24 protein-coding genes are annotated in these 23498 nt (G+C 59.1%); 21 read left to right on the forward strand and 3 right to left on the reverse strand.

Annotated elements, in window-relative coordinates; all coding sequences use genetic code 11:
• Positions 1-146 precede the first annotated feature (146 nt).
• Positions 147-1133 (reverse strand): malate dehydrogenase, encoded by a 987-nt coding sequence (locus tag AW06_RS03350; protein ID WP_034945568.1) that lies wholly within the window; start codon positions 1131-1133, stop codon positions 147-149.
• 218 nt (positions 1134-1351) lie between these two features.
• On the opposite strand from AW06_RS03350, the gene AW06_RS03355 reads away from it, so the two are divergent.
• The 10 genes from AW06_RS03355 to lpdA all read left to right on the forward strand — a co-directional run bounded on the left by AW06_RS03355 (position 1352) and on the right by lpdA (position 12830).
• A complete protein-coding gene (locus tag AW06_RS03355; RefSeq protein ID WP_034945571.1) occupies positions 1352-2089 on the forward strand; it encodes a GntR family transcriptional regulator in 738 nt (245 codons plus the stop codon).
• Between the two features lie 120 nt (positions 2090-2209).
• Positions 2210-2602 carry a succinate dehydrogenase, cytochrome b556 subunit gene (gene sdhC / locus AW06_RS03360; protein WP_034945654.1) on the forward strand — a complete coding sequence of 131 codons (393 nt, stop codon included), beginning with the start codon at positions 2210-2212 and terminating at the stop codon, positions 2600-2602.
• Entirely contained in the window at positions 2596-2943 is a 348-nt protein-coding gene (gene sdhD / locus AW06_RS03365) for a succinate dehydrogenase, hydrophobic membrane anchor protein (RefSeq protein ID WP_034945573.1), read from the forward strand. The genes sdhC and sdhD overlap by 7 nt, the downstream gene beginning before the upstream one ends.
• Positions 2944-4728, forward strand: coding sequence for a succinate dehydrogenase flavoprotein subunit (gene sdhA / locus AW06_RS03370; protein WP_138677885.1), 1785 nt, complete (start codon positions 2944-2946; stop codon positions 4726-4728).
• Positions 4729-4751: 23 nt separating this feature from the next.
• Positions 4752-5465, forward strand: a complete 714-nt coding sequence (locus tag AW06_RS03375; protein WP_034945576.1) for a succinate dehydrogenase iron-sulfur subunit — start codon at positions 4752-4754, stop codon at positions 5463-5465.
• Positions 5465-5719 carry a succinate dehydrogenase assembly factor 2 gene (locus tag AW06_RS03380; protein ID WP_034945579.1) on the forward strand — a complete coding sequence of 85 codons (255 nt, stop codon included), beginning with the start codon at positions 5465-5467 and terminating at the stop codon, positions 5717-5719. Before AW06_RS03375 ends, AW06_RS03380 begins: the two co-directional genes overlap by 1 nt.
• A gap of 69 nt (positions 5720-5788) precedes the next feature.
• Entirely contained in the window at positions 5789-7084 is a 1296-nt protein-coding gene (gene gltA / locus AW06_RS03385) for a citrate synthase (protein ID WP_034945580.1), read from the forward strand.
• A 111-nt stretch (positions 7085-7195) separates the two neighbouring features.
• Positions 7196-10036 (forward strand): 2-oxoglutarate dehydrogenase E1 component, encoded by a 2841-nt coding sequence (locus tag AW06_RS03390; protein WP_034945584.1) that lies wholly within the window; start codon positions 7196-7198, stop codon positions 10034-10036.
• Between the two features lie 12 nt (positions 10037-10048).
• Entirely contained in the window at positions 10049-11308 is a 1260-nt protein-coding gene (odhB, locus tag AW06_RS03395; protein ID WP_034945587.1) for a 2-oxoglutarate dehydrogenase complex dihydrolipoyllysine-residue succinyltransferase, read from the forward strand.
• A gap of 85 nt (positions 11309-11393) precedes the next feature.
• Entirely contained in the window at positions 11394-12830 is a 1437-nt protein-coding gene (gene lpdA, locus AW06_RS03400) for a dihydrolipoyl dehydrogenase (protein WP_034945590.1), read from the forward strand.
• 48 nt (positions 12831-12878) lie between these two features.
• Here the strand turns inward: lpdA and AW06_RS03405 are convergent, their stop codons facing one another.
• Positions 12879-13511 carry an MBL fold metallo-hydrolase gene (locus AW06_RS03405; protein WP_034945592.1) on the reverse strand — a complete coding sequence of 211 codons (633 nt, stop codon included), beginning with the start codon at positions 13509-13511 and terminating at the stop codon, positions 12879-12881.
• 115 nt (positions 13512-13626) lie between these two features.
• Between AW06_RS03405 and AW06_RS19810 the strand changes: the two genes are divergently transcribed.
• The 3 genes from AW06_RS19810 to AW06_RS03420 are packed head-to-tail and all read left to right on the forward strand — an operon-like array spanning position 13627 to position 16524.
• Entirely contained in the window at positions 13627-14229 is a 603-nt protein-coding gene (locus tag AW06_RS19810) for an SRPBCC family protein (protein WP_273704347.1), read from the forward strand.
• Positions 14226-15680, forward strand: coding sequence for a hypothetical protein (locus AW06_RS03415; protein ID WP_034945594.1), 1455 nt, complete (start codon positions 14226-14228; stop codon positions 15678-15680). Before AW06_RS19810 ends, AW06_RS03415 begins: the two co-directional genes overlap by 4 nt.
• Before the next feature lie 31 nt (positions 15681-15711).
• The gene (locus AW06_RS03420) at positions 15712-16524 is read left to right on the forward strand and encodes an endonuclease/exonuclease/phosphatase family protein (protein WP_034945596.1); all 813 of its coding nucleotides are present in this window, start codon (positions 15712-15714) and stop codon (positions 16522-16524) included.
• A 39-nt stretch (positions 16525-16563) separates the two neighbouring features.
• Here the strand turns inward: AW06_RS03420 and AW06_RS03425 are convergent, their stop codons facing one another.
• Complete coding sequence (locus tag AW06_RS03425; protein ID WP_034945598.1) at positions 16564-17373, reverse strand: inositol monophosphatase family protein; 810 nt, start codon at positions 17371-17373, stop codon at positions 16564-16566.
• A 63-nt stretch (positions 17374-17436) separates the two neighbouring features.
• On the opposite strand from AW06_RS03425, the gene AW06_RS03430 reads away from it, so the two are divergent.
• From AW06_RS03430 to hscB, 8 genes are all read left to right on the forward strand, one after another.
• On the forward strand, positions 17437-18255 hold the full coding sequence (locus tag AW06_RS03430; RefSeq protein WP_034945601.1) for an RNA methyltransferase: 819 nt from the start codon (positions 17437-17439) through the stop codon (positions 18253-18255).
• 62 nt (positions 18256-18317) lie between these two features.
• Positions 18318-19070 (forward strand): serine O-acetyltransferase, encoded by a 753-nt coding sequence (gene cysE / locus AW06_RS03435; protein ID WP_034945664.1) that lies wholly within the window; start codon positions 18318-18320, stop codon positions 19068-19070.
• A 60-nt stretch (positions 19071-19130) separates the two neighbouring features.
• Complete coding sequence (gene iscR, locus AW06_RS03440) at positions 19131-19622, forward strand: Fe-S cluster assembly transcriptional regulator IscR (protein ID WP_034945604.1); 492 nt, start codon at positions 19131-19133, stop codon at positions 19620-19622.
• A 12-nt stretch (positions 19623-19634) separates the two neighbouring features.
• Positions 19635-20792 (forward strand): cysteine desulfurase family protein, encoded by a 1158-nt coding sequence (locus AW06_RS03445; RefSeq protein WP_034945607.1) that lies wholly within the window; start codon positions 19635-19637, stop codon positions 20790-20792.
• Between the two features lie 59 nt (positions 20793-20851).
• The gene (locus AW06_RS03450; RefSeq protein ID WP_034945610.1) at positions 20852-22063 is read left to right on the forward strand and encodes an IscS subfamily cysteine desulfurase; all 1212 of its coding nucleotides are present in this window, start codon (positions 20852-20854) and stop codon (positions 22061-22063) included.
• A 28-nt stretch (positions 22064-22091) separates the two neighbouring features.
• The gene (gene iscU, locus AW06_RS03455) at positions 22092-22487 is read left to right on the forward strand and encodes a Fe-S cluster assembly scaffold IscU (RefSeq protein WP_034945612.1); all 396 of its coding nucleotides are present in this window, start codon (positions 22092-22094) and stop codon (positions 22485-22487) included.
• 27 nt (positions 22488-22514) lie between these two features.
• Entirely contained in the window at positions 22515-22838 is a 324-nt protein-coding gene (iscA, locus tag AW06_RS03460) for an iron-sulfur cluster assembly protein IscA (RefSeq protein WP_034945614.1), read from the forward strand.
• A gap of 99 nt (positions 22839-22937) precedes the next feature.
• On the forward strand, positions 22938-23465 hold the full coding sequence (hscB, locus tag AW06_RS03465; protein WP_034945616.1) for a Fe-S protein assembly co-chaperone HscB: 528 nt from the start codon (positions 22938-22940) through the stop codon (positions 23463-23465).
• Positions 23466-23498 lie beyond the last annotated feature (33 nt).

Consider the following 23498-nt stretch of genomic DNA (forward strand, 5'->3'; position numbering starts at 1 on the left):
TCCGTAACAGGATGCGGACAGCAGCCTGTCAACTTCTCCGCCATCCTCACCTTTTCAGGCTCCTCCTTAGATTGGAACGTACTCCTGTGAAAAAAGCCGCGGACTGGCCCGCGGCTGAAAGTTCGCAGCGACTGCTGATGACTCGCTTAGAGCATGTCCTTGACAGCATCCGCTTCGTCGGTCAGTTCCTTGAGAGTCTTGTTCATCTTCTCGCGCGAGTACTCGTCGATTTCGATTCCCTGGATGATCTTGAACGAACCGTCTTTGCATTCGCATGGGAAACCGAAAACGATACCGACCGGGATGTCATAGGAGCCATCGGAGGGGACGCCCATGGTCACCCATTCGTCAGAACCGAGGACCCAGTCGCGCATGTGGTCGATGGCAGCATTGGCTGCCGAGGCAGCGGAGGAGAGACCGCGCGCATCTATGATCGCGGCGCCGCGCTTGCCGACAGTTGGCAGGAACACATCATTGTTCCACACCGGGTCATTGATCAGGGCCTTGACGTTGTCGCCGCCAGAGGTGCAATTGCGGTAATCGGCGTACATCGTTGGCGAATGATTGCCCCACACGACGAGCTGTTTGAAGCTTGCGACCGGCCGGCCGGTTTTTGCGGCAAGTTGCGAAAGGGCACGGTTGTGATCGAGGCGCAGCATGCCATGGTAGTTGTCCGGATTGGTGCGGCCGATTTTTCTGGCGGCAGCGCCAGCGATCAGGGCATTGGTATTGCAGGGGTTGCCAACGACGAGAACGCGGACGTCCTCGCGGGCATTCTCGGCAATGGCCTTGCCCTGCACGGTAAAGATCGCGCCATTGGCGGTCAGCAGGTCGGCGCGCTCCATTCCCGGACCACGTGGGCGTGCGCCAACCAGGAGGCAGACATCCGCATCCCTGAAAGCAAGGTTCGGATCGTCGGTGGCGAACATGCCGGCGAGCAGCGGGAAGGCACAGTCTTCGAGTTCCATCATCACGCCCTGGCAGGCCTTTTGAGCTTGCGGGAGGTCGAGTAGCTGGAGGATGACCGGTTGATCCTTGCCGAGCATTTCGCCGGAGGCAATCCGGAAAAGCAGGCTGTAACCAATTTGACCGGCGGCGCCGGTGACCGCGACGCGCATGGGGACTTTGGACATGATGCGGCTCCTGTTGTTAGTGACGACGTAAAGTAGGCAGCGTGAGCAGAAAAACGATCGGCGTTGCCCCCACAAGCCGTGTGCTGTGGGGCTGGCAAATCGGACAAATCATAAGATCTATGGTCAGCAGGTGTCAAATCTATCTTATGTCTTATATAAGATACGAATAGTTCGAACAGGATAGACGTGAGCGTCAAATTATGCTGAAATGACTGTCCATGGGCCGGTCATCGTCATTGCATCCTCCTACATTCAGTCCGCTGTATCGGCAGATCAAGGAACTGATCCTGCACAATTTGGAGGCGGGTGAGTGGGGTCCGGGGGACTCCATCCCGAGTGAGTCCGAACTGGCTAGCCGTTTCGGTGTGAGCCAGGGTACGGTGCGCAAGGCCATTGACGAAATGGCTGCCGAGAATCTCCTTGTTCGCCAGCAAGGTAAAGGGACTTTCGTCGCTACCCATAAGGATCCGGGTTCGTTTTTCCGCTTTCTCCGACTGCTCCCCAATCAAGGAGAGTTGCAGATCTCCCAGAGCATCCCGCTCGAATGCTGGCGGGCCAAGGCCGGTGCCGATGTCGCGCGCATTCTGGCCATCGAGACGGGTGCGCCCATTACGATTCTTCGCCGCCTGTTGAAGTTGGGTGACGAGCCGGTCGTCTTCGACGAGATCTATCTTCCGAGCGAACTCTTTCCCGATCTGTCACTGGAGGTGCTCAGATCCGGCGAGTCACTGTACAGCCTGTTCGAGACGCGTTACGGCGTTCGCATGATCCGTGCCAACGAACGGCTGCGCGCCGTTGCGGCTGACCGGGTCAGTGCCGAGTGGCTGCAGGTGGCCGAGGGAAGTCCGCTGTTACTGGTCGAGCGGGTGACTTTCACCTATGGCCACAAGCCCGTCGAATGGCGGCGGGGTTTCTATTCGACACGCAACTATCATTATCACAATGAACTGGGCTGAGGACCCGGGACAGGCTCCTCGGGCAAGTCAGGCACGTCTGGATGATTTATAATCCAGCGTGGTATCAAGGGGGTCGGGTGGCGTACATTCGGCCAGCTAATCATATGAGGGATGACGTTCATGGCAGAGATGGCGATCAAGAAGAAGCGTCCAAAGAATTTGGATTTGCCCACTATCAGGCTACCCCTTCCGGGTATCCTTTCAATCATTCACCGCATTAGCGGGGCAGGGCTATTCCTGCTGTTGCCATTTCTGCTCTGGCTGTTCCAGGGCAGTCTCACGTCTCCGGAAACCTTCGCTAGCGTCAAGGGGGTCGTGGCTCATCCCCTGGTCAAGATCGTCCTGCTCGGTTTGATCTGGTTCTACATGCACCACTTCTGCGCCGGCATCCGCTATCTGCTGCTCGATCTGCACAAAGGGATTGAACTTGAAGCGGCACGTCTGTCGAGCAAGGTCGTTTTCGCGGTCAGCATTGCGCTGACCCTGATCGTCGGAGCTAAAGTGCTATGGTAAATCGTATTCTCGTCGGGGCTCACTATGGCCTCAAGGACTGGCTCATCCAGCGTGCTACAGCCATCGTCATGGCTGTTTACACGGTCGTTTTCCTGGTCGTGGTCGGTGCCGTCGGGCCCGATTCCTTCGAAGCCTGGCGCGCCATCTTTGCCAACGGCTTCATGAAATTCGCCACATTTCTGTTCTTTGTCAGTGTCTTCTACCATGCCTGGATTGGTGTCCGGGACATCTGGATGGATTACGTCAAGCCCGATGGCTTGCGTCTGCTGATGATGATTGCGACGGCGACGGTGCTGGTCGGATATGCCGGCTGGGCGGTTCAGATCCTGTGGAGAATGTAAGTGAGCAAGCAAACCATTCCAGTACGTAAGTTCGATGCTGTCATCGTTGGCGCTGGCGGATCGGGTCTGCGCGCGGCGATCCAGCTTTCCGAAGCTGGTCTGAAGACGGCCGTGTTGTCAAAGGTCTTTCCCACCCGTTCGCACACGGTGGCGGCGCAAGGAGGGGTATCGGCCTCGCTCGGCAATTCCGAGGAAGATCACTGGCACTGGCACATGTACGATACCGTCAAGGGCTCGGACTGGCTAGGTGATCAGGACGCGATCGAATACATGTGCCGCATGGCACCCGAGGTCGTCGTTGAACTCGAGCACTTCGGAATGCCCTTCGACCGTACCGACGAGGGCAAGATCTACCAGCGTCCCTTTGGTGGACATATGTCTAACTTTGGCGAGAAGCCGGTTCGCCGTGCCTGCGCCGCGGCAGACCGAACGGGTCACGCCATGCTGCACGCGCTCTATCAGCGCAACGTACGCGCCAATACGCAGTTTTTCGTTGAATGGATGGCGCTCGACCTGATTCGCGACGATTCCGGTCAGATTCTCGGCGTTATCGCCCTTGAAATGGAAACGGGGGAAGTCGTCGCTTTCCACACCAAGGCCACCGTCTTTGCCACTGGAGGTGCTGGCCGGATTTTCTATTCATCGACCAATGCCTTCATCAACACCGGTGACGGTCTGGGCATGGCAGCGCGCGCCGGCATTGCACTGGAGGACATGGAATTCTGGCAATTCCACCCGACCGGTGTCGCTGGCGCGGGCGTGCTGATTACCGAAGGAGTGCGCGGCGAAGGCGGCATCCTGCGTAATTCGACCAACGAACGCTTCATGGAGCGATATGCGCCGAATGCCAAGGACCTGGCTTCTCGCGACGTGGTATCGCGTGCCATGGTCACGGAAATCAACGAGGGTCGCGGTTGCGGGCCAAACAAGGATTTTGTGCTGCTTGACATCACCCACCTCGATCCTGCGACGATCATGAAGCGCTTGCCGGGAATTCGCGAGATTTCAATCCAGTTTGCCGGTATCGATCCGATCAAGGCGCCGATCCCGGTGGTGCCGACCTGTCATTACCAGATGGGAGGTGTACCGACCAACTACAAGGGTCAGGTCGTCGCCGATGACGGAACACCGGTCAAGGGCTTCTACGCCGCCGGCGAGGTCGCCTGTGCTTCAGTGCACGGCGCCAACCGGCTGGGAACCAACTCGCTGCTGGACCTGCTGGTATTCGGCAAGTCGTCCGGCGATTCGGTGATCGACGATCTCAAATCCGGAGCTATCGGTCTCAAGGAGTTGCCGGAGAATTTCGCGGATCGTACGATGGCACGCCTGCACCGTCTCGATACGCAGACCGGTGGGGCCGACGTCAACGCCACGCGTCTCGAACTGCAGCGTACGATGCAAAAACACTGTGGCGTTTTCCGTTTCAAGGACATGCTGGCCGAGGGTGTCGCGAAGATCCTCGATATCGAGAAGGCGGTCGCGAGAACCGAGATCAAGGACAAGTCCCAAGTGTGGAACACGGCACGAGTCGAGGCTCTGGAGCTGGACAATCTGATCGAAGTGGCCAAGGCGACGATGATTTCGGCGGAAGCGCGCAAGGAGTCGCGTGGTGCCCATGTCCGTGACGATGCGCCGGATACTGCAGCGAATCCGAACGGGCGCGACGACCTCCACTGGCACAAGCACACGCTATGGCACCGCGACGGTAATCATCTCGATTACAAACCGGTGATCATGAAGCCGCTATCTGTCGAATCCATCGCGCTGAAGACGCGCTCCTATTGATCGTGCGCCAAGGAGTCAATGTCATGACCACCAGTACCATGCAGTTCAAGATTTACCGCTACGATCCCGACAAGGACGCCGCGCCCTACATGCAGGACATCTCGGTCGAGGTCGATTTTTCCATCGATCGCAAGTTGCTCGACATTCTGACCCGACTGAAGGCGAAGGATGACACGCTTTCCTATCGTCGCTCGTGTCGAGAAGGCATTTGCGGATCGGATGCAATGAACATCAATGGCAAGAACGGCCTGGCCTGTCTGACCGAGATCAAGGATCTCAAGCAGCCGGTCGTCTTGCGGCCGCTGCCGGGCCTGCCGGTGATTCGTGACCTGATCGTCGACATGACCCAATTCTTCAAGCAGTACCACTCGATCAAGCCCTACCTGATCAATGAAGGTCCGCGTCCTGAACGCGAGCGACTGCAGTCGCCAGAGGAACGTGAAGAACTGAATGGTCTGTACGAGTGCATCCTGTGTGCCTGCTGTTCGACATCGTGCCCCTCTTTCTGGTGGAACCCGGACAAGTTTGTCGGTCCTGCCGGCCTGCTGAACGCCTACCGTTTCATCGCCGATACCCGTGACCAAGCGACCAATGAGCGCCTCGATGATCTTGAGGATCCCTACCGTCTGTTCCGCTGTCACACCATCATGAACTGTGTTGACGTCTGCCCGAAAGGTCTGAATCCGACACGGGCGATTGGTAAGATCAAGGAATTGATGGTTCGTCGTGCGGTCTGATGGTGGACAGAGAAAACCTCAACCGCCTGCGCTGGCGTTGCACTCGACGCGCAATGCTGGAAATGGACCTCTTGCTCGGGGAGTTTCTTGACCGGATCTTCCCGATGCTGGAACCCGAACAGGCGGACGCATTTGTCACACTGGCCGACATGGAGGATCTGGAACTATGGCCACTGATCAATGGTAGCCGCCAGTGCTCAGATGCGGTCCAGGCCGAAGTCGTTGCGTTGTTGCGCAACGTAAGAGTTAAGTAAGGAAGTTGCCATAGTCTGGCAGCTTCCTGTTCGTAGCTGTGACCTCAACACCTGAACGGGGATAAATAAATGACGATCGAACGTAAAGCAACTTTGACCATCGAGGGGCGGGCGCCCGTCGAATTTCCAATCATGACGCCTACCCACGGCAATGATTGCATCGACATTCGTACCCTGTTGGGCAAGACCGGTCATTTCACCTACGATTCTGGCTACCTGTCGACGGCGAGTTGCCGGTCGAAGATCACGTTCATCGACGGTGACAAGGGCGAACTCCTTTATCGGGGTTATCCGATCGAGCAACTGGCCGAGCAATGCAACTTCCTTGAGGTGGCCTATCTGCTGTGGAACGGCGAGCTGCCGACGGCTACTCAGAAAACCAACTTCGAGAAAAACATCAAGGTACACACGATGGTACACGAGCAGCTGGTGAAGTTTTACCAGGGCTTTCGTCGTGATGCGCATCCGATGGCCGTTCTGGTGGGGGTCGTGGGCGCCTTGTCGGCGTTTTACCATGAAGCCGAGAATTTCTCCGATCTCGAACACCAGAACATCAGCTTCAACCGGATCGTCGCCAAACTCCCGACGATCATCGCCATGGCCTATAAATATCACGTCGGCGAGCCGTTCATTTACCCGCGCAACGACCTCGATTACACTGCCAACTTCATGCACATGATGTTCGGCACGCCCTGCGAGGAGTACAAGCCGAATCCGGTGCTGGTGCACGCCTTGGACACCATTTTCACCTTGCATGCCGATCACGAGCAGAACGCATCGACTTCGACGGTTCGTCTGTCGGGATCTTCCGGCGCTAATCCGTATGCCTGCATCTCAGCGGGGATCGCCTGCCTCTGGGGCCCGGCACACGGCGGTGCCAACGAAGCCTGTCTGCAGATGCTCGAAGAAATCCACGATGTCTCGCGCGTTGGCCGCTACATTGCCCGCGCCAAGGACAAGAACGACGAATTCAAGCTGATGGGTTTTGGTCACCGTGTCTACAAGAACTTCGATCCGCGCGCGAAACTGATGCGCAAGGTCTGCGGCGATGTCCTACAGGAACTCGGTCTAGAGAACGATCGTCTGTTCAAGCTGGCGATGGAACTGGAGAAGATCGCTCTGGAGGATGACTACTTCATCGAGAAGAAGCTCTATCCCAACGTCGATTTCTACTCGGGAATCGTTCAGAAGGCGCTTGGCATTCCAACCACCATGTTCACCTGCATCTTCGCGCTGGCGCGTACGGTCGGGTGGATGACGCAATGGGAAGAGATGATCAACGATCCGGAATACAAGATCGGTCGTCCACGCCAGCTCTATGTCGGCAAAGCCCGGCGTGACGTCATTGCCGTCGACCAGCGCTAGGCTGATCGACTCAAAGGGGCGGCCGGCAGTAGCCGCCCTTTTTCATGCTGTGGCCTCCCACACCACAGTTTTTCTCAATTCGAACCAGAACGGTGACGACAGGTAACTGCCATGATGAATCAGCTTTTTGGTAACTCCCTACTCTTTGGCGGCAATGCACCCTTTGTCGAGGAGTTGTACGAAAACTATCTCGACAATCCTGGCTCTGTCTCCGATCAATGGCGCGAGTATTTCGACAAGCTGGCGCAACTGCCGGGTTACGTTGCCCGCGATGTTCCTCATTTGCCAGTGATCAATGCGTTTGCTGAACTGGCAAGAAAGGGAGGCTACCGCGCCGCGGCAGTCACACCGGTAGATGACAGGAAACAGGTCAGCGTTCTCCAGATGATCACCTCGTATCGTTTCATTGGCGACCGCTGGGCCAACCTGGACCCACTCAAACGCACGCCGCGTCCGGAGGTGCCGCAGCTCGATCCTGCCTATTACGGCCTTTCCGATGCTGACCTGAATACCGTGTTCAATGCCGGATCGTTCAAGGGAACGCCGGACCACGCCACCTTTGGCCAGATCTACGACGCACTCAAGGCGACCTATTGCGGATCGATCGGCGTCGAGTACATGTACATCAGTACGGTCGCCGAGAAACGCTGGATTCAAGATCGCCTCGAGCGCATCCATTCGAAGCCGAACTATACTGCCGAGCAGAGAAGACGGATGCTCGAACGTCTGACTGCCGCCGAAACGCTCGAACGCTACCTACACACCCGTTATGTCGGGCAGAAACGCTTCTCGCTCGAAGGGGGAGAATCCACGATCGTGGCCATGGATGAACTGATTCGTGTCGCCGGCGCCGGAGGGGTGGACGAGATCGTCGTCGGAATGGCTCACCGTGGCCGCCTCAACGTGTTGGTCAATACGCTGGGCAAGGCGCCGTCGATGTTATTTGACGAATTCGAGGGCAAAAAGGCGCAGATACTGACTGCCGGTGACGTCAAGTACCACATGGGTTACTCGTCCGACGTGTCAACCCCGGGCGGTCCCTGCCATCTGACGCTGGCGTTCAACCCCTCACACCTCGAAATCGTGAACCCGGTAGTCGTCGGTTCGGTGTATTCGCGCCAGCGTCGTCGCGGCGAGAACGGCAAGGACAAGGTACTCTCCGTGCTCATCCATGGGGATGCAGCCGTCGCTGGCCAGGGAGTCAACCAGGAAATGCTCAATTTCGCGCAGACGCGCGGTTACGGTGTGGGCGGTACGGTCCATATCGTCATCAATAACCAGATCGGCTTTACCACCTCCGACCCGCGCGACTACCGTTCGTCCTTGTACTGTACCGACATCTTCAAGATGGCCGAAGCACCCATCTTTCATGTCAATGGGGATGATCCGGAAGCGGTGGCGCTGGTCACTAGCCTGGCCGTCGAATTCCGCAAAACCTTCAAGAAGGATGTCGTGGTCGACATTGTCTGTTATCGCAAGCTCGGTCACAACGAGCAGGATGAGCCGATGGTCACACAACCGCTGATGTACAAGAAGATCCAGCAGCATCCCGGCACGCGCAAGCTCTACGCAGACAAGCTGGTTGCCGAAGGCGTACTGCACGCCGAGGGTCCGAACGAGATCATCGCCGATTACCGTGCTCACCTCGATCGTGGCGAACTGTTGTATAACCCGGTCCTCGCCGGTTACAAGCACCCGATGACCATCGACTGGACACCGTTCGTCTCGCCGCAATACATCGAAAATTGTGATACCAAGGTGCCAGTCGGCGAACTGCAGCGCCTGTCCGAGCGGTTGACGACTATTCCACCGAACTTCACGTTGCACAGCCGCGTTCAGAAGATCATCGAGGACCGTCGCCAGATGGGCGAGGGCAAGCTCCCGGTCGACTGGGGAATGGCCGAAAACCTGGCTTACGCCTCGCTGCTGGTTTCCGGCTATGGCGTTCGTATTTCCGGCGAGGATGTTGGCCGCAGCACTTTCTTCCACCGACACGCCGCGCTGCACGACCAGAATCGTGAGCACTGGGATCATGGGACCTATTACCCGCTGGCCAACCTGCAGGAACGGCAGGGTGGTTTCCAATGCTTCGACTCGGTGCTCTCGGAGGAGGCAGTGCTGGCCTTCGAGTATGGCTACTCGACCGCCAATCCGCACGAGTTGGTGGTCTGGGAGGCGCAATTCGGGGACTTCGCCAACGGTGCGCAAGTGGTCATCGACCAGTTCATCGCTGCCGGAGAAGCCAAGTGGGGGCGGGCCAGTGGACTGGTACTGCTGCTGCCGCATGGTTATGAAGGACAGGGTCCGGAGCATTCTTCGGCACGCATCGAGCGTTACATGCAGCTCTGTGCCGAGATGAACATGGAAGTCTGCCAGCCATCGACACCAGCGCAGGTTTTCCACATGCTGCGCCGGCAAGCACTGCGTAGCCAGCGCAAACCGTTGATCGTTTTCTCGCCGAAATCGCTGCTTCGCCACAAGGATGCAACCTCGACGCTGGAGGAGTTGAGCGACGGAGAGTTCCAGCGCGTGATCGGAGAAGTCGAACCGATCATTGCCAAGAAGGTCACCCGAGTGATCTTCTGCTCCGGCAAGATCTACTACGAACTGGTGGCTGCACGGCACGAGCGGAAGGTCTCGCATGTTGCGATTGCCCGACTCGAGCAGCTCTATCCCTTTCCGCAAGAGTCTTTCCAGGAGGAACTGGCCAAGTACCCAAAAGCTACGGAAGTTGTTTGGTGTCAGGATGAGCCGCGCAATCAAGGTGCTTGGTACTGGATCGCCTCGCGTCAGCACCTGTCGCGCTCGCTCAGCGACAAGCAGCATTTGTTGCTGGTTTCCCGTCCAGCCTCAGCGTCCCCGGCGGTTGGTTACCAAAGCAAGCACAACGCCCAACAAAAGGCTCTGATCGACTCCGCCTTCGGTGAGATCGAGTACTACAAATTGCCCTAGAACGGAGAGAACATGATCATCGACGTCAAAGTTCCACAGCTTTCCGAGTCAGTTGCCGAAGCGACCCTGGTCACCTGGCACAAGAAGGCCGGCGAAGCCGTCACAAGGGATGAAAACCTGATCGACATCGAGACCGACAAGGTCGTCCTCGAACTGCCAGCACCGGATGGTGGCGTGCTGGTTGAAATTGTCAAGACTGACGGGGAGACTGTGGTTGCGGGTGAGGTGATTGCGCGCATCGATACTGCCGCGCAGGCTGGCGCAGTCGCGGGCGCAGTACCAGCAACGAGGGGGATACCGGCCAAAACAGAGGCCGTGGCGATGGCTCCGGTTACGGCTGCGGGTGTCGCTTTGCCGGCAGCCCGCAAAATCCTCGAAGAGAAAGGGATGGCCGCCAGCAGTGTCGCGGGTACCGGTCGTGGCGGTCGGGTGACCAAGAGTGATGCACTGGCCGCCCAGGCGCAGGCGCCTGTGGTGAAAGCGGCTGCGGCTGCAGACCCGGTCACCGTGCCGGTCGCCAGCCCGGTTTCGGGGCTGGCACCAGCACCGAGCGTGACGGTGCCGCTTGGTGACCGGCCGGAGCAGCGCGTACCGATGTCACGTCTGCGTGCCCGAGTTGCCGAGCGCCTGCTGCAATCACAGGCGACCAATGCGATCCTGACCACCTTCAATGAGGTGAACATGGGCCCGATCATGGCCCTGCGCAAGCAATATGGTGATCGCTTCGAAAAGGTACACGGGGTTCGCCTCGGTTTCATGGGCTTCTTTGTCAAGGCCGCCGTTGCGGCGCTGCAAAAATTCCCGGTGATCAACGCCTCGGTCGATGGCAACGACATCGTATACCATGGCTACATCGACATCGGCATTGCTGTAGGCAGCCCGCGCGGCCTGGTGGTGCCGATCCTGCGCGACGCTGACCAGATGACCATTGCCGACATCGAGAAGAAAATCGGCGAATTCGGCAGCAAGGCCAAGGACGGCAAGCTGTCGATGGAAGATCTGACCGGCGGCACCTTCTCGATTTCCAACGGCGGTGTCTTCGGTTCGATGTTGTCGACCCCGATCATCAATCCGCCGCAGTCGGCGATCCTCGGCATTCATGCGACCAAGGACCGTCCAGTGGTCGAAAATGGCCAAGTAGTGATCCGTCCGATCAACTATCTGGCCATGTCATACGATCATCGGATTATCGACGGTCGCGAGGCGGTGCTCGGCCTGGTGACCATGAAGGAAGCACTGGAGGATCCAGCTCGCCTGCTGCTTGGCGTTTGACCACTCGCCACCGAGGCACGGGTCCTCACGGATCATGAATCGGGAGTGTCCGGGAAAGTCATGACTGTTATAAAGGGAATCAATCATGTCCAAACAATTTGACGTTCTCGTTATCGGTGGTGGCCCGGGTGGCTACATTGCCGCCATTCGGGCCGCACAGCTTGGTTTCAATGTCGCCTGCTGTGAATCAAATGCCTATGCCGATCCCAAGGGAGAACCGCGTCTTGGCGGTACCTGCCTGAACGTTGGTTGCATTCCTTCGAAAGCGCTGCTGCATACCTCGCACCTCTTTGAGGAGAGCGGGCACAGCTTTGCTGAGCAGGGGATCTGTGTCGGTACGCCGACCATCGATGTGGCCAGGATGATCGGTCGCAAGGAGGGTATCGTTAAACAGCTGACCAGTGGCATCAAGGGCCTGTTCAAGAAAAACAAGGTCACTCTGCTCAATGGGCACGGTGCTTTTGTCGGGCGCAAGGAATCGGCTGAAAGTGAGGTCTGGCAGATCAGGGTGGGTGACGTACTGGTCGAGGCTAGGCAGATAATCGTGGCTACCGGTTCCAAGGCCCGTCATCTGCCTGGGGTGCCTGTCGATAACGAGATCGTTTGCGACAACATCGGTGCGCTCGACCTCAACGCCGTGCCGAAGAGGCTCGCGGTCATCGGTGCCGGCGTCATCGGCCTTGAAATGGGCAGCGTCTGGCGTCGCCTGGGTTCTGAAGTGACCATCCTTGAAGCGCTACCGGAATTTCTTTCAGTCACCGATATCGACGTGGCCAAGGAAGCTGCCAAGGTTTTTGCCAAACAGGGCCTGAAGATCATTACCGGCATCGAAATCGGTGATGTCAAGATTTCCCAGAAAGGGGTCTCGATCGACTATACCGGCAGGGACGGCAGCGAGCAGAAACTCGATGCCGATCGACTGATTGTCTCGATCGGCCGCATTCCCAACACGGATGGCCTGGATGCCGACAAGGTGGGTCTCAAACTGACCGAGCGAGGCCAGATCGAAGTCGATGCCCAATGCCGTACCAATCTCCCCGGCGTATGGGCGGTGGGTGATGTCGTCGCCGGTCCGATGCTGGCGCACAAGGCGATGGAAGAGGGCGTCATGGTCGCCGAGATCATGGCTGGTCAGTCCGGGCACTGCAATCACGAGACTATCCCCTGGGTGATTTACACCAGTCCGGAGATCGCCTGGGTCGGCAAGACCGAACAACAGTTGAAGGCCGAAGGCGTTGCCTACAAAGCCGGCAGGATTCCTTTTGCCGCGAACGGTCGTGCGCTTGGCATGGGCGAGCCAAACGGTTTCGTCAAGATGCTCGCTTGCGCCACGACCGACCGTATTCTCGGTGTCCATATCATCGGCGCGAATGCCTCCGAGCTGATCTCGGAGGGGGTCGTGGCGATGGAGTTCGGCGCCGCCGCCGAGGATCTGGCGCGCATTTGCCATGCGCATCCGACATTGTCGGAGGTGGTCCACGAAGCTGCGCTGGCCTGCGACAAGCGGCCACTACACTTCTAGATCTGAACGAGAGAGGCGACGCCAACGTCCGGAGAACTGATCGGATCGTTAGTCTCCGCAGAAAGGATTGCTGCGTCTCTCGGCTCCGAAAGTCGACATCGGTCCATGACCAGGGATGAAGGCGACATCGTCGCCGAGCGGCCAGAGCCGGTTGCGGATCGAAGAAATCAGCGTATCAAAATCGCCTTTCGGAAAATCGGTACGGCCAATCGACCCCTGGAACAGCACGTCGCCAACGATCGCCAAGCGGCCCGGCGGGTAAAAGAAAACCACGTGCCCAGGCGTGTGGCCAGGACAATGCAGGACATCCATTTCGACCTTGCCGAACGATACCTTGTCGCCCTGGACGAGCCAGCGGTCAGGAGTGAAGGCACGCACGTTGGCAAAGCCGAACATCCTGCTCTGCACCGGCATGCCGTCAATCCAGAACTGGTCTTCGCGCTGCGGTCCTTCGATCGGCAAGGACAAACGATCCGCCAAATCAGCGACGGCGCCGGCGTGGTCGATGTGACCGTGCGTGACGAGAATTTTCTCCAGCTCGACGCCGTTAGCCGCAACTGCTCGCAGGATACGCGATACATCACCACCCGGGTCTACGACGGCACCGCGTCTGGTTTGCTCGCACCAGAGCAGGCTGCAGTTCTGCTCGAAGGGAGTCACCGGGATGATCTGATATTTCATGTTCGACGGTCGTAGAGGGATGTCTGCCAAGACTGCGCAGTATACCAGACGACCACTCGCCGCGCCGCTGCGTCCAGCTGTGCGGCCCTTCTTGCCGAGTGCGCTGGTGGCTCTGATGTCACTGATGATCGCTTGCGATGCCATGGCGCAGAGCGATGCAACCGGCGGCGCAGCGGCCCGCGTCGAGGTGTCGCTCGACGGCGAAATCTACAGCGTGCGAGCCAGCGCGCAGTTGGCCGCCGATCAGCGTGTGGTTTGGGAAACGCTGACCGACTATGAGCGCCTGCGCGAGTTTATTCCTGGTGTGACGCGCGCACGCGTTCTCGCACGTACAGGAAACCAGCTCAGTATCGAGCAGGTCGGCGTGTTCTCGGTATTGTTTATCGATCTGCCGGTACGGGTCCGCCTGGCGGTTCAGCACCTTCCCTACACGATGGTGCTGGCGCGCATGGATGCGAGTCCCCTGGACGCGGGTGAGCCGACGCTGCGCAGTTTCAGCGGCCGTTACACGCTGAGCGTGGTCCGCCTGGCGCAGCGTGCCGGGGTGCGGCTGGACTACGACGCGCAGTTCGAACTGACGCGACCGCTGCCCGTGGTGATCGGCCCGCTGTTTGGCGTTGCCGCCGTGCGCGGCACGATGCGTGCGCAGTTCGAGGCGATGCTGCGCGAGATCGAGCGGCGACAGGCGCTGCTGGTCGCTGCGGAGCAAGCCGAATGATGAACAGTCTCATCATTGCTCTGTGCTGCGGCCTGCTTATCGGTTGTGCAAGTACTGACCCCTACGGATACGCGCCGGTCGCACTGCGCCTGCAGCAGGACGATGCCGTGGGGGATTGCGCGCGGCTTTTCCAGGTAAGCGACCGACTGATCGACGAGGCAGGCACACGTGATGCGCAGGCGCCACGCGTGCCAGGATTTCCCTATCGACGGGTCGATCGTGTACTTGCCCAGATGGCAGTGCAGAGCGACTTGACCGCGCCTCAGGCACAAGCCTGGAGCGTCGCGCTGGCGGTGCTGGATGCGGCCGCTCGGCGGATTGAACTTGGCAATGCCAGTCACGACGCTACTGCCTTTACCGACGCGCTAGCCTCTTGCCGGCAACTGCTGGCATGGGTCGATCAGAACGAGCTGCCGGCGTTGCTTGAAGCAATCCAGGTGCCCGACGACTACTCGATCGGGATGCGTGCGCTGGGCCTCTATCCGCTGACACGCTACACTTTCGCTGCCGGCATCCGGAGCTGGCAGCGCGACACGCTGGCAGAGTTTGCCGCACAGGCCGAGACTGACCCGTTTGCCGCCATGCGTCGGCGCTACACCGTCAGCGAATCTCTGGCCACCATGCCGACACTGCTCAATTTGCCCGAACTTGGCCTGCCGGTGCTCACTCGACAGACACTGACCAGACTGATCCTTCTCCACGCCCCGCAACTCGACATTGCCACGGCGAGCGAGGCCGATCACCCCGGCGCACTGGTCTGGCGGATCGGTTATGATGGCCGGCCGCGGATCGACGTTGGCCTCAACCAGCCGGTTCTGTACGTGCGCACTAGCCACGCACATTTCGGTGGGCGCTGGTTGCTACAACTGATATACACTGTTTGGTTTTCGGCACGCCCACCGGTGCATGCCTACGACGTTTTGGCCGGGCGGCTCGATGGCCTGATGTGGCGCGTCACCCTGGCCGAGGACGGCACCCCCTTGGTCTATGACACGATTCATCCCTGTGGCTGCTATCATCTGTTCATTCCGACCGAGCAGGTACAGGCGCGACCGCAAACCGAGAGCATCGATGAAAACCTGTTTGCCCCCCAAACGCTACGCTCGCCGGCGACGCACGAGCGCGTCGTGCTGAAACTTGCAGCTGGCACGCACTATCTGCAGCGAGTCGAAATCGACGTCGCGCGACAGGATCACAGCGTCGCACTCGTGCTGCGCGACGACGACGAGCTGCGTGCGCTACCCCTGCCTGACGGCGGCAGCCGCAGCGCTTTCACTCCAGATGGGCTGATCGACGGCAGCGAGCGGCTCGAACGCTTTTACTTCTGGCCGATGGGGGTGGTCAGCGCCGGGCAGATGCGGCAATGGGGGCGACATGCGACGGCTTTCGTCGGGCGCCGCCATTTCGATGATCCGACCCTGATCGATCGCTACTTCGAACGCCTGCCGTGAAGCATCAGCCAGCCGCCTGCCAGGCTATGCCATGAGGCTACGAGTTGCTACCTACAATATCCATAAGGGTGTCACTGGTATCCGCGGGCGACCGCGCATCCACGACGTACGCATGGCGCTCGACGCCATCGACGCCGACATCGTTTTCCTGCAGGAAGTGCAGGACCGCAACGAACGGCTCGCTCGTCAGCCTGGCTACCCATTATCGGGTACGCAGCTCGATTTTCTGGCCACCGGCACTTACGCGCACCGTGCCTATGGCATGAATGCCGTTTATCCGCATGGGCATCACGGGAATGCCATCCTCTCGCGCCATCGGATTGTAGACTTCACTAACCACGATATCTCCGACCATATCCTGGAAAAACGCGGCCTGTTGCACGCCGTGGTGCGTTTTGGCCGCGGCAAGGGCCGTGAGGTGCACCTGATCTGCGTCCATTTCGGCCTGATCAAGCGTAGCCGCCTGCGGCAGGCCACTTTTCTGGCCGATTTCGTGCAGCGTGAAGTACCCATTAAGGCGCCGCTGATCATTGCCGGCGACTTCAATGACTGGCAACAGCGAGTCGATAGTCTGCTTCGCGACCGGCTGGGTGTCGATGAAGTGGGTGAGGCAGCCAGGTCGGAAACCCCTGACCGTGGGGTTCTCGACTGGTTGCTGCCCTGGCGCACCGCTAGTGATACGCAGGCTGGAGTGGCGCGCACATTTCCGAGTTTTGCCCCGTGGCTGACGCTCGATCGCATCTACGTGCGCGGCTTCCAGATACTCGAAATGCAGGTCCCCAAGGGTCTGTCCTGGGCTCGCTGTTCGGATCACGCGCCGCTGATCGCGGAACTCGAACTCTGACGGCAGGCGGACACCGTAGTCAACGGTATTCCCGCCCATTCACGCCGCCAGCCCCGCCGTCCGATGATTGTCGATCACTTGCAACAATTGAGCAAAGACTTTGGGCGTACCAGCGACCAGGTTGCCGGTTTGCAGGTAGCTTTCGTTGCCTGCAAGATCACTGATCAAGCCGCCGGCCTCGGAAATCAACAGCGCGCCACCGGCGATGTCCCAGGGCGACAAGCCGAATTCCCAGAAGCCGTCGAAACGACCGCAGGCCACATAGGCCAGATCGAGAGAAGCGGCGCCGGGGCGGCGGAGGCCGGCAGATTTTCGCGCCAGTTCCTTGAAGATCGCCAAGTAAGCGTCGATGTGGTCGTAGATGCGGTAAGGGAAGCCGGTGCCAATCAACGCGTCTTCGAGCCTGACGCACTTGCTGACACGGATGCGGCGTTCGTTGAGGAAGGCGCCAGCGCCCTTGCTGGCAGTGAACATCTCGTTCCTGACCGTGTCATATACCACCGACTGGGTGATCTGGCCGCGGTGAGCGAGTGCAATCGAGACCGCGTATTGAGGAAGACCGTGAATGAAATTGGTGGTGCCGTCAAGCGGATCGATGATCCACTGATACTCGCTGGTGCCAGTGCTGCCGGCGGTTTGACCGGACTCTTCTGCTAGAATGCCATACTCTGGATATGCCTCGCGCAGCACCTCGATGATCGCCGCTTCGGCGGTCTTATCCACTTCCGTGACGAAATCGCTCTGACGCTTGGTGGCGACCTGTAGGTGCTCGAGATCCAGTGAGGCACGATTGATGATCTGGCTGGCGCGGCGAGCCGCCTTGATGAGGATGTTGAGAGCTGGATGCATGGATGAATTTTAAGGAACCCGGCGGGTGCGGACTGATTGCTGTGGGAGAGCTTCGATTCTAATATGAACCGGCCTGCCAGGTCTCAATCTTCGAGCTCGCCGCTCGACCGGGTCCGCGTCGTCCTGTCGCATACCAGTCATCCCGGCAACATAGGCGCCGCCGCGCGCGCGATGAAGACGATGGGTCTATCGCGCCTGCTGCTGGTCAATCCGAAGCACTTTCCCGATGACCAGGCGCTGGCCCGCGCCGCCGGGGCCGAAAGCCTTCTCGTGACGGCCGAGGTGTGTACGAGCGTTGATGCAGCCCTGGCCGATTGCGTATTTGCTTGCGCAATCTCGGCGCGGCAGCGTAACCTCGGGCCACCGCCATTGCCGGCGCGCCTGGCTGCGGCAGAGATTCTCGCCAGGGCCGACGAGGGCGAGGTAGCGCTATTGTTTGGCAACGAGACTGCCGGGCTGTCGAACGCCGAGGTACAGCGCTGTCAGCGTACAGTCTTCATCCCCGCGAACCCAGAGTACACTTCACTCAATCTGGCTGCAGCGGTGCAACTGCTGTGTTACGAGTTGCGCCTGGCGGCTTTCGATGGCCATCCACCGGTACTCAGCAAAACGGTGCCTTTTGCTTCGCCACCGGCAAGCCACCAGGATGTGCAGCGGTTTTTCGAGCATCTTGAACGGGTCATGGTGAGCAGCGGTTTTCTCGACCCGCGGCGACCACGGCGGTTGCTTCCCAAGCTGCGTCGCCTGTTCGGACGTGCCGAGCTCGAGTGCGACGAGATCAACATTCTGCGCGGATTGCTCGACGCGGTCGAAAGGCAGGTCGCCGGAAAGCGCAGAATGGCCAGCGGTACAAGCGACACCGTGGATAATAGTGGATCATAATGGTTGGTTATTGTATGATGAGTTACTTCCCACAAGGATTTTCGCTGAAGGATTTTCCTTTCATGTTCAGCCGCCTGCGAGAAGACATTCAATCGGTATTCGATCGTGACCCTGCTGCCCGGACCTTCTGGGAGGTGCTGACCTGTTATCCCGGGGTGCATGCGATGGCCTCACATCGTTTGGCGCACTGGCTGTGGACGCATCAATTGCACTGGCTGGGCCGCGCAGTTTCGCATCTCGGTCGTTTCTTCACCGGCATTGAAATCCACCCCGGAGCGACGATCGGCCGGCGTCTGTTCATCGATCACGGGATGGGCGTGGTGATCGGCGAGACCGCCATCATTGGCGACGATGTCACGCTCTACCACGGCGTCACCCTCGGCGGCACTTCATGGAACAAGGGCAGGCGGCATCCGACGCTGGAAAATGGCGTGGTCATCGGAGCTGGCGCCAAGGTGCTCGGACCGATCACCGTCGGTGCGTCGGCCAAGGTCGGTTCGAATGCTGTGGTGATCAAGAGCGTGCCGCCAGGAGCCACTGCAGTGGGCAATCCGGCGCGCATCATCGACAGCGTGCAGGCCGAGAAGCGTGAGCAGATGGCCGGGCAGCTGGGTTTCTCGGCTTATGCCCTGGCTGGCGATCAGGATGACCCGCTGGCCAAGGCGATTCATGGACTTCTCGACCATGCGGTCGAGGTTGACCGGCGTTTTGAACTACTGCTCAGGAAACTTGACGAGGCCGGCGTCGAGGTCAAGGACGACTTGGTCACGACTGACCATTTTGACCCTAAATACCTGAGTAAAATAGTTGACTAATTACCGAGTTGTCACTATAGTCTAATAACTTGATCAACTACTAATATCCGTGGAGGAGCCATGCGACTAACTACCAAAGGACGTTTCGCAGTCACTGCGATGATCGACTTGGCACTGCGCTGCAGCGAAGGTCCGGTGTCTCTGGCCGGAATCAGCGATCGCCAGAAGATTTCCCTTTCCTATCTCGAGCAGCTGTTCGGCAAGCTGCGCCGCTATGGCCTCGTCGACAGCGTGCGCGGCCCCGGTGGCGGCTACTGTCTGGCGCGACCAACCAGCGAGATGACGGTTACCGACATCATCCGTGCCGTCGATGAACCACTCGATGCGACGCAATGCGGTGGCCGCGAGAACTGCCGCGACGATGAGCGCTGCATGACGCACGAGTTATGGTCGACGCTCAACGACAAAATGTACGAGTTTCTCAGTTCGGTGACGCTAGCCGAGCTCGTCAATCAACAACTCCAGAGAACCGGTGGCAAGGTCGCCGTTGTCCATGATGCGCGCCGGAGCAGGCCGCGGGCACGTGTCAAGGCCGTTGCCCTTGAAAGCTAAGCGTCGATCGCCATGTTCGCGCCCGTGTATCTCGACCACAATGCCAGTACTCCGCCCGATCCGGAGGTGCTCGAGGCGATGCTGCCCTATCTTTCGGGGCAGTTCGGCAATGCCTCGAGCCGGCACGAGTATGGGCGTGCGGCACGGTGGGCGATCGACGAGGCGCGCAGCCAGGTTGCTGCGGCAGTCGGTGCGCATGCGAGCGAAGTGGTGTTTGCCAGTGGCGGTTCGGAAGCCAACAATCTGTTGATCAAGGGTGCCGCAGCTTGTCTGAAGCCTGGTCTGCTGGCCGTCAGCGCGATTGAGCACCCCTGTGTGATCAAGCCGGCCGAACAATTGTGCAAACGTGGCTGGACACTCGAAAAACTGGCGGTTGACGCCAACGGACGGGTCGATATCAACAACTTTGCGATGATAATGACCCGAAAACCGAAGATCGTTTCGGTAATGCTGGCCAACAACGAAACCGGTGTATTGCAGGATCTCGAACCACTCGCCGAGCACGCGCGCATGGCCGGCGCCTGGTTTCACACCGATGCGGTGCAGGCGGTCGGCAAGCTGGCCGTCGATTTCCGTCGTCTCAATGCCGCTGGAGTGCATGCGCTAACCTTGTCGGCACACAAGATCGGCGGTCCCAAGGGTGCGGCAGCGCTGGTGCTCGATAAACGCGTCGAACTGGAGCCACTGATTGCCGGCGGTGGTCAAGAACGCGGACTACGTTCGGGGACCGAGAATGTTGCGGCAATCGTCGGTTTCGGCGTCGCCTGTACCCTGGCTGCAGAGCGACAAGCCAAGCTGGCGAAGCCTCTGCTCGAAATGCGCAGGCGGCTTGAAGCCGGTCTCATCGCCCTCGGCGCGACACTCTTTGGCCAGGCCGCCGAGCGCCTGCCGAACACCGTTTATTTTTCGTTTCCTGAACTTGATGGTGAAACGCTGGTCGGACACCTGGACCGCGCCGGCTACGCAGTTGCCAGCGGCGCGGCCTGTTCAAGTGCCAACCCCGAGCCCTCGCATGTGCTGCGGGCGATGGGGGTCGATCCCGAGCTGGCCCGCGGCGCGGTGCGCATCAGTCTTGGTGCCGGCAACCGCAAGGAACATGTCGCCGGTTTTCTGGAAACCCTGCGGGCCACTGTCGCCGGCTTGCGGCGGCTGACCGCAATGACCGCCTGAGCGCGCCAGACGACGAACTGAAGATCTGCAAGAAACATGAATAACCCGGAGCAAGAGCAATGCTGAAACTGCCTATCTATCTCGATTATTCCGCCACGACGCCGGTTGATCCGCGCGTGGCGGAAAAGATGATCCCTTATCTGTTCGAGAAATTCGGCAACGCAGCTTCTCGCTCACATTCTTTCGGCTGGGAAGCCGAGGCTGCGGTCGAAGAAGCGCGTGCAGAAGTGGCCAGACTGGTCAATGCCGACCCCAAGGAAATTGTCTGGACCTCCGGTGCGACCGAGTCGAACAATCTGGCGCTCAAGGGAGCGGCGCATTTCTACTCCGGCAAGGGCAAGCATCTGGTGACGGTCAAGACCGAGCACAAGGCCGTTCTCGATACCTGCCGCGAACTCGAGCGGCAGGGTTTTGAAGTCAGCTACCTCGACGTTAGGAACGACGGTCTGCTCGACCTCGATGTGTTCAAGGCGGCACTACGCCCGGATACGATCGTCGCCTCGGTGATGTTCGTCAATAACGAAATTGGCGTCATCCAGCCGATCAGCGAGATTGGCGAGATCTGCCGCAGCAGGGGAATCATCTTGCATGTCGATGCGGCGCAGGCGACCGGCAAAGTGGCAATCGATCTCGCGGCGCTCAAGGTCGATCTGATGAGCTTCTCGGCGCACAAGACCTACGGCCCGAAAGGGATCGGCGCCTTGTACGTGCGGCGCAAACCGCGCGTTCGCTTGAACGCGCAGATGCATGGCGGTGGCCACGAGCGTGGTTTCCGCTCCGGGACCCTGGCAACGCATCAGATCGTCGGCATGGGTGAGGCTTTTCGCCTGGCACGCCTGGAGATGGGTGCAGAGAACGAGCGCATCCGTATGCTGCGTGATCGCCTGCTCAAAGGTCTGTCGGACATTGAGCATGTCTATGTCAATGGCGACATGGAGCGCCGGGTGCCGCACAACCTGAACATCAGCTTCGCCTACGTCGAAGGCGAATCGTTGCTGATGGCGATCAAGGATCTCGCCGTGTCGTCCGGGTCGGCATGTACTTCTGCCTCTCTCGAACCGTCATATGTCCTGCGAGCGCTCGGTCGCGATGACGAACTCGCGCACAGTTCGATCCGGTTCACGCTTGGCCGTTTCACCAGCGAGGAGGACGTCGACTACGCGATCAAGCTCCTGCACGAGAAGATCGGCAGATTGCGCGAACTCTCGCCACTGTGGGAAATGGTTCAGGACGGAGTCGACCTCAGTACGGTCCAGTGGGCCGCTCATTGATGAATGAATGTATTGAAGGAGAAACAGCATGTCGTATAGTGTCAAGGTTCTGGATCACTACGAAAATCCGCGTAACGTCGGATCGTTCGGCAAGGAAGAGGAGGGCGTGGCCACCGGCATGGTCGGTGCGCCCGCCTGCGGTGACGTGATGAAGCTGCAGATCAAGGTTGGCAAGGGCGGTGTCATCGAAGACGCCAAGTTCAAGACTTACGGCTGCGGTTCGGCGATTGCTTCTTCTTCGCTGGTGACCGAATGGGTCAAGGGCAAGACCATCGATCAGGCACTGGACATCAAGAACACTCAGATTGCCGACGAACTGGCTCTGCCACCGGTCAAGATCCACTGCTCGATACTTGCAGAGGATGCGATCAAGGCGGCGGTGGCTGATTACAAGAAAAAGCATGGCGAGCAGTTCCCGGCTTAACAGACCAGTACAGCAGGAGGTTTTTGCATGGCAGTGACGCTTTCTGAAAGGGCCGCCCGCCACGTTGCTAATTTCATGGTCAAGCGCGGCAAAGGCATCGGGCTGCGCCTCGGCGTGCGCACCAGCGGCTGCTCCGGGATGGCCTATAAGCTCGAATTCGCTGATAACGCGCGACCGGATGACATCGAGTTTGAATCGTACGGCGTCAAGGTTCTGATCGACCCAAAAAGCCTTCCCTATCTTGACGGGACCGAACTCGACTACGCGCGAGAGGGCCTGAACGAAGGATTCCGCTTCAACAACCCGAACGTCAAGGACGCTTGCGGCTGCGGCGAAAGTTTCAACGTGTAATTCGCAGATAAGATGGGAGGGGGAGCGACAGGCAGGTTGGTGCAGGCGAAAGTCGCGTATACCACTCCGAGCTGAGTGAAGCTGTGCTGCTGGGAACAAATGGAATTCAACGCCGATCACTTCACCCTCTTCGAGTTGCCGGTCGCCTTTCGGCTGAACGCAGCGCTGCTCGACCATCGCTACCGAGAAATCCAGTCCAAGTTGCATCCCGACCGCTTTGCAAGTGCCGGCGAGGCTGAACGACGGCTTTCGCTGCAGTGGGCGACGCGGATCAATGAAGCCTACCAGACGCTCAAGAAACCCCTGACACGGGCGAAATATTTGCTGCATCTGGCTGCGCACGATATCGGCAGCGACAACAATACCCTGATGCCGGCAGATTTCCTGATCGAGCAGATGGAATGGCGCGAGGCAGCTGCCGAAGCGCGTGCCGCTGGCGAATACCACGAACTTGAGCATTTGTACCATCGTCTGCAGCGTGACATGCGCGAACGCTACGAGGAAATCGCTGTCCTGCTCGACGATCGGCATGACCTGGAACAGACCGCAGACCGTGTGCGGCGACTGATGTTCCTGGAGAAGCTGCTCGCCGAGATCGACGAAGCGATGGCGGCCTGCGAAGAATAGCAACCAATCCACTGCGCCGAACTACCCGCCACA

This window comes from Candidatus Accumulibacter cognatus (assembly GCF_000584975.1).
GTDB lineage: Bacteria > Pseudomonadota > Gammaproteobacteria > Burkholderiales > Rhodocyclaceae > Accumulibacter > Accumulibacter cognatus.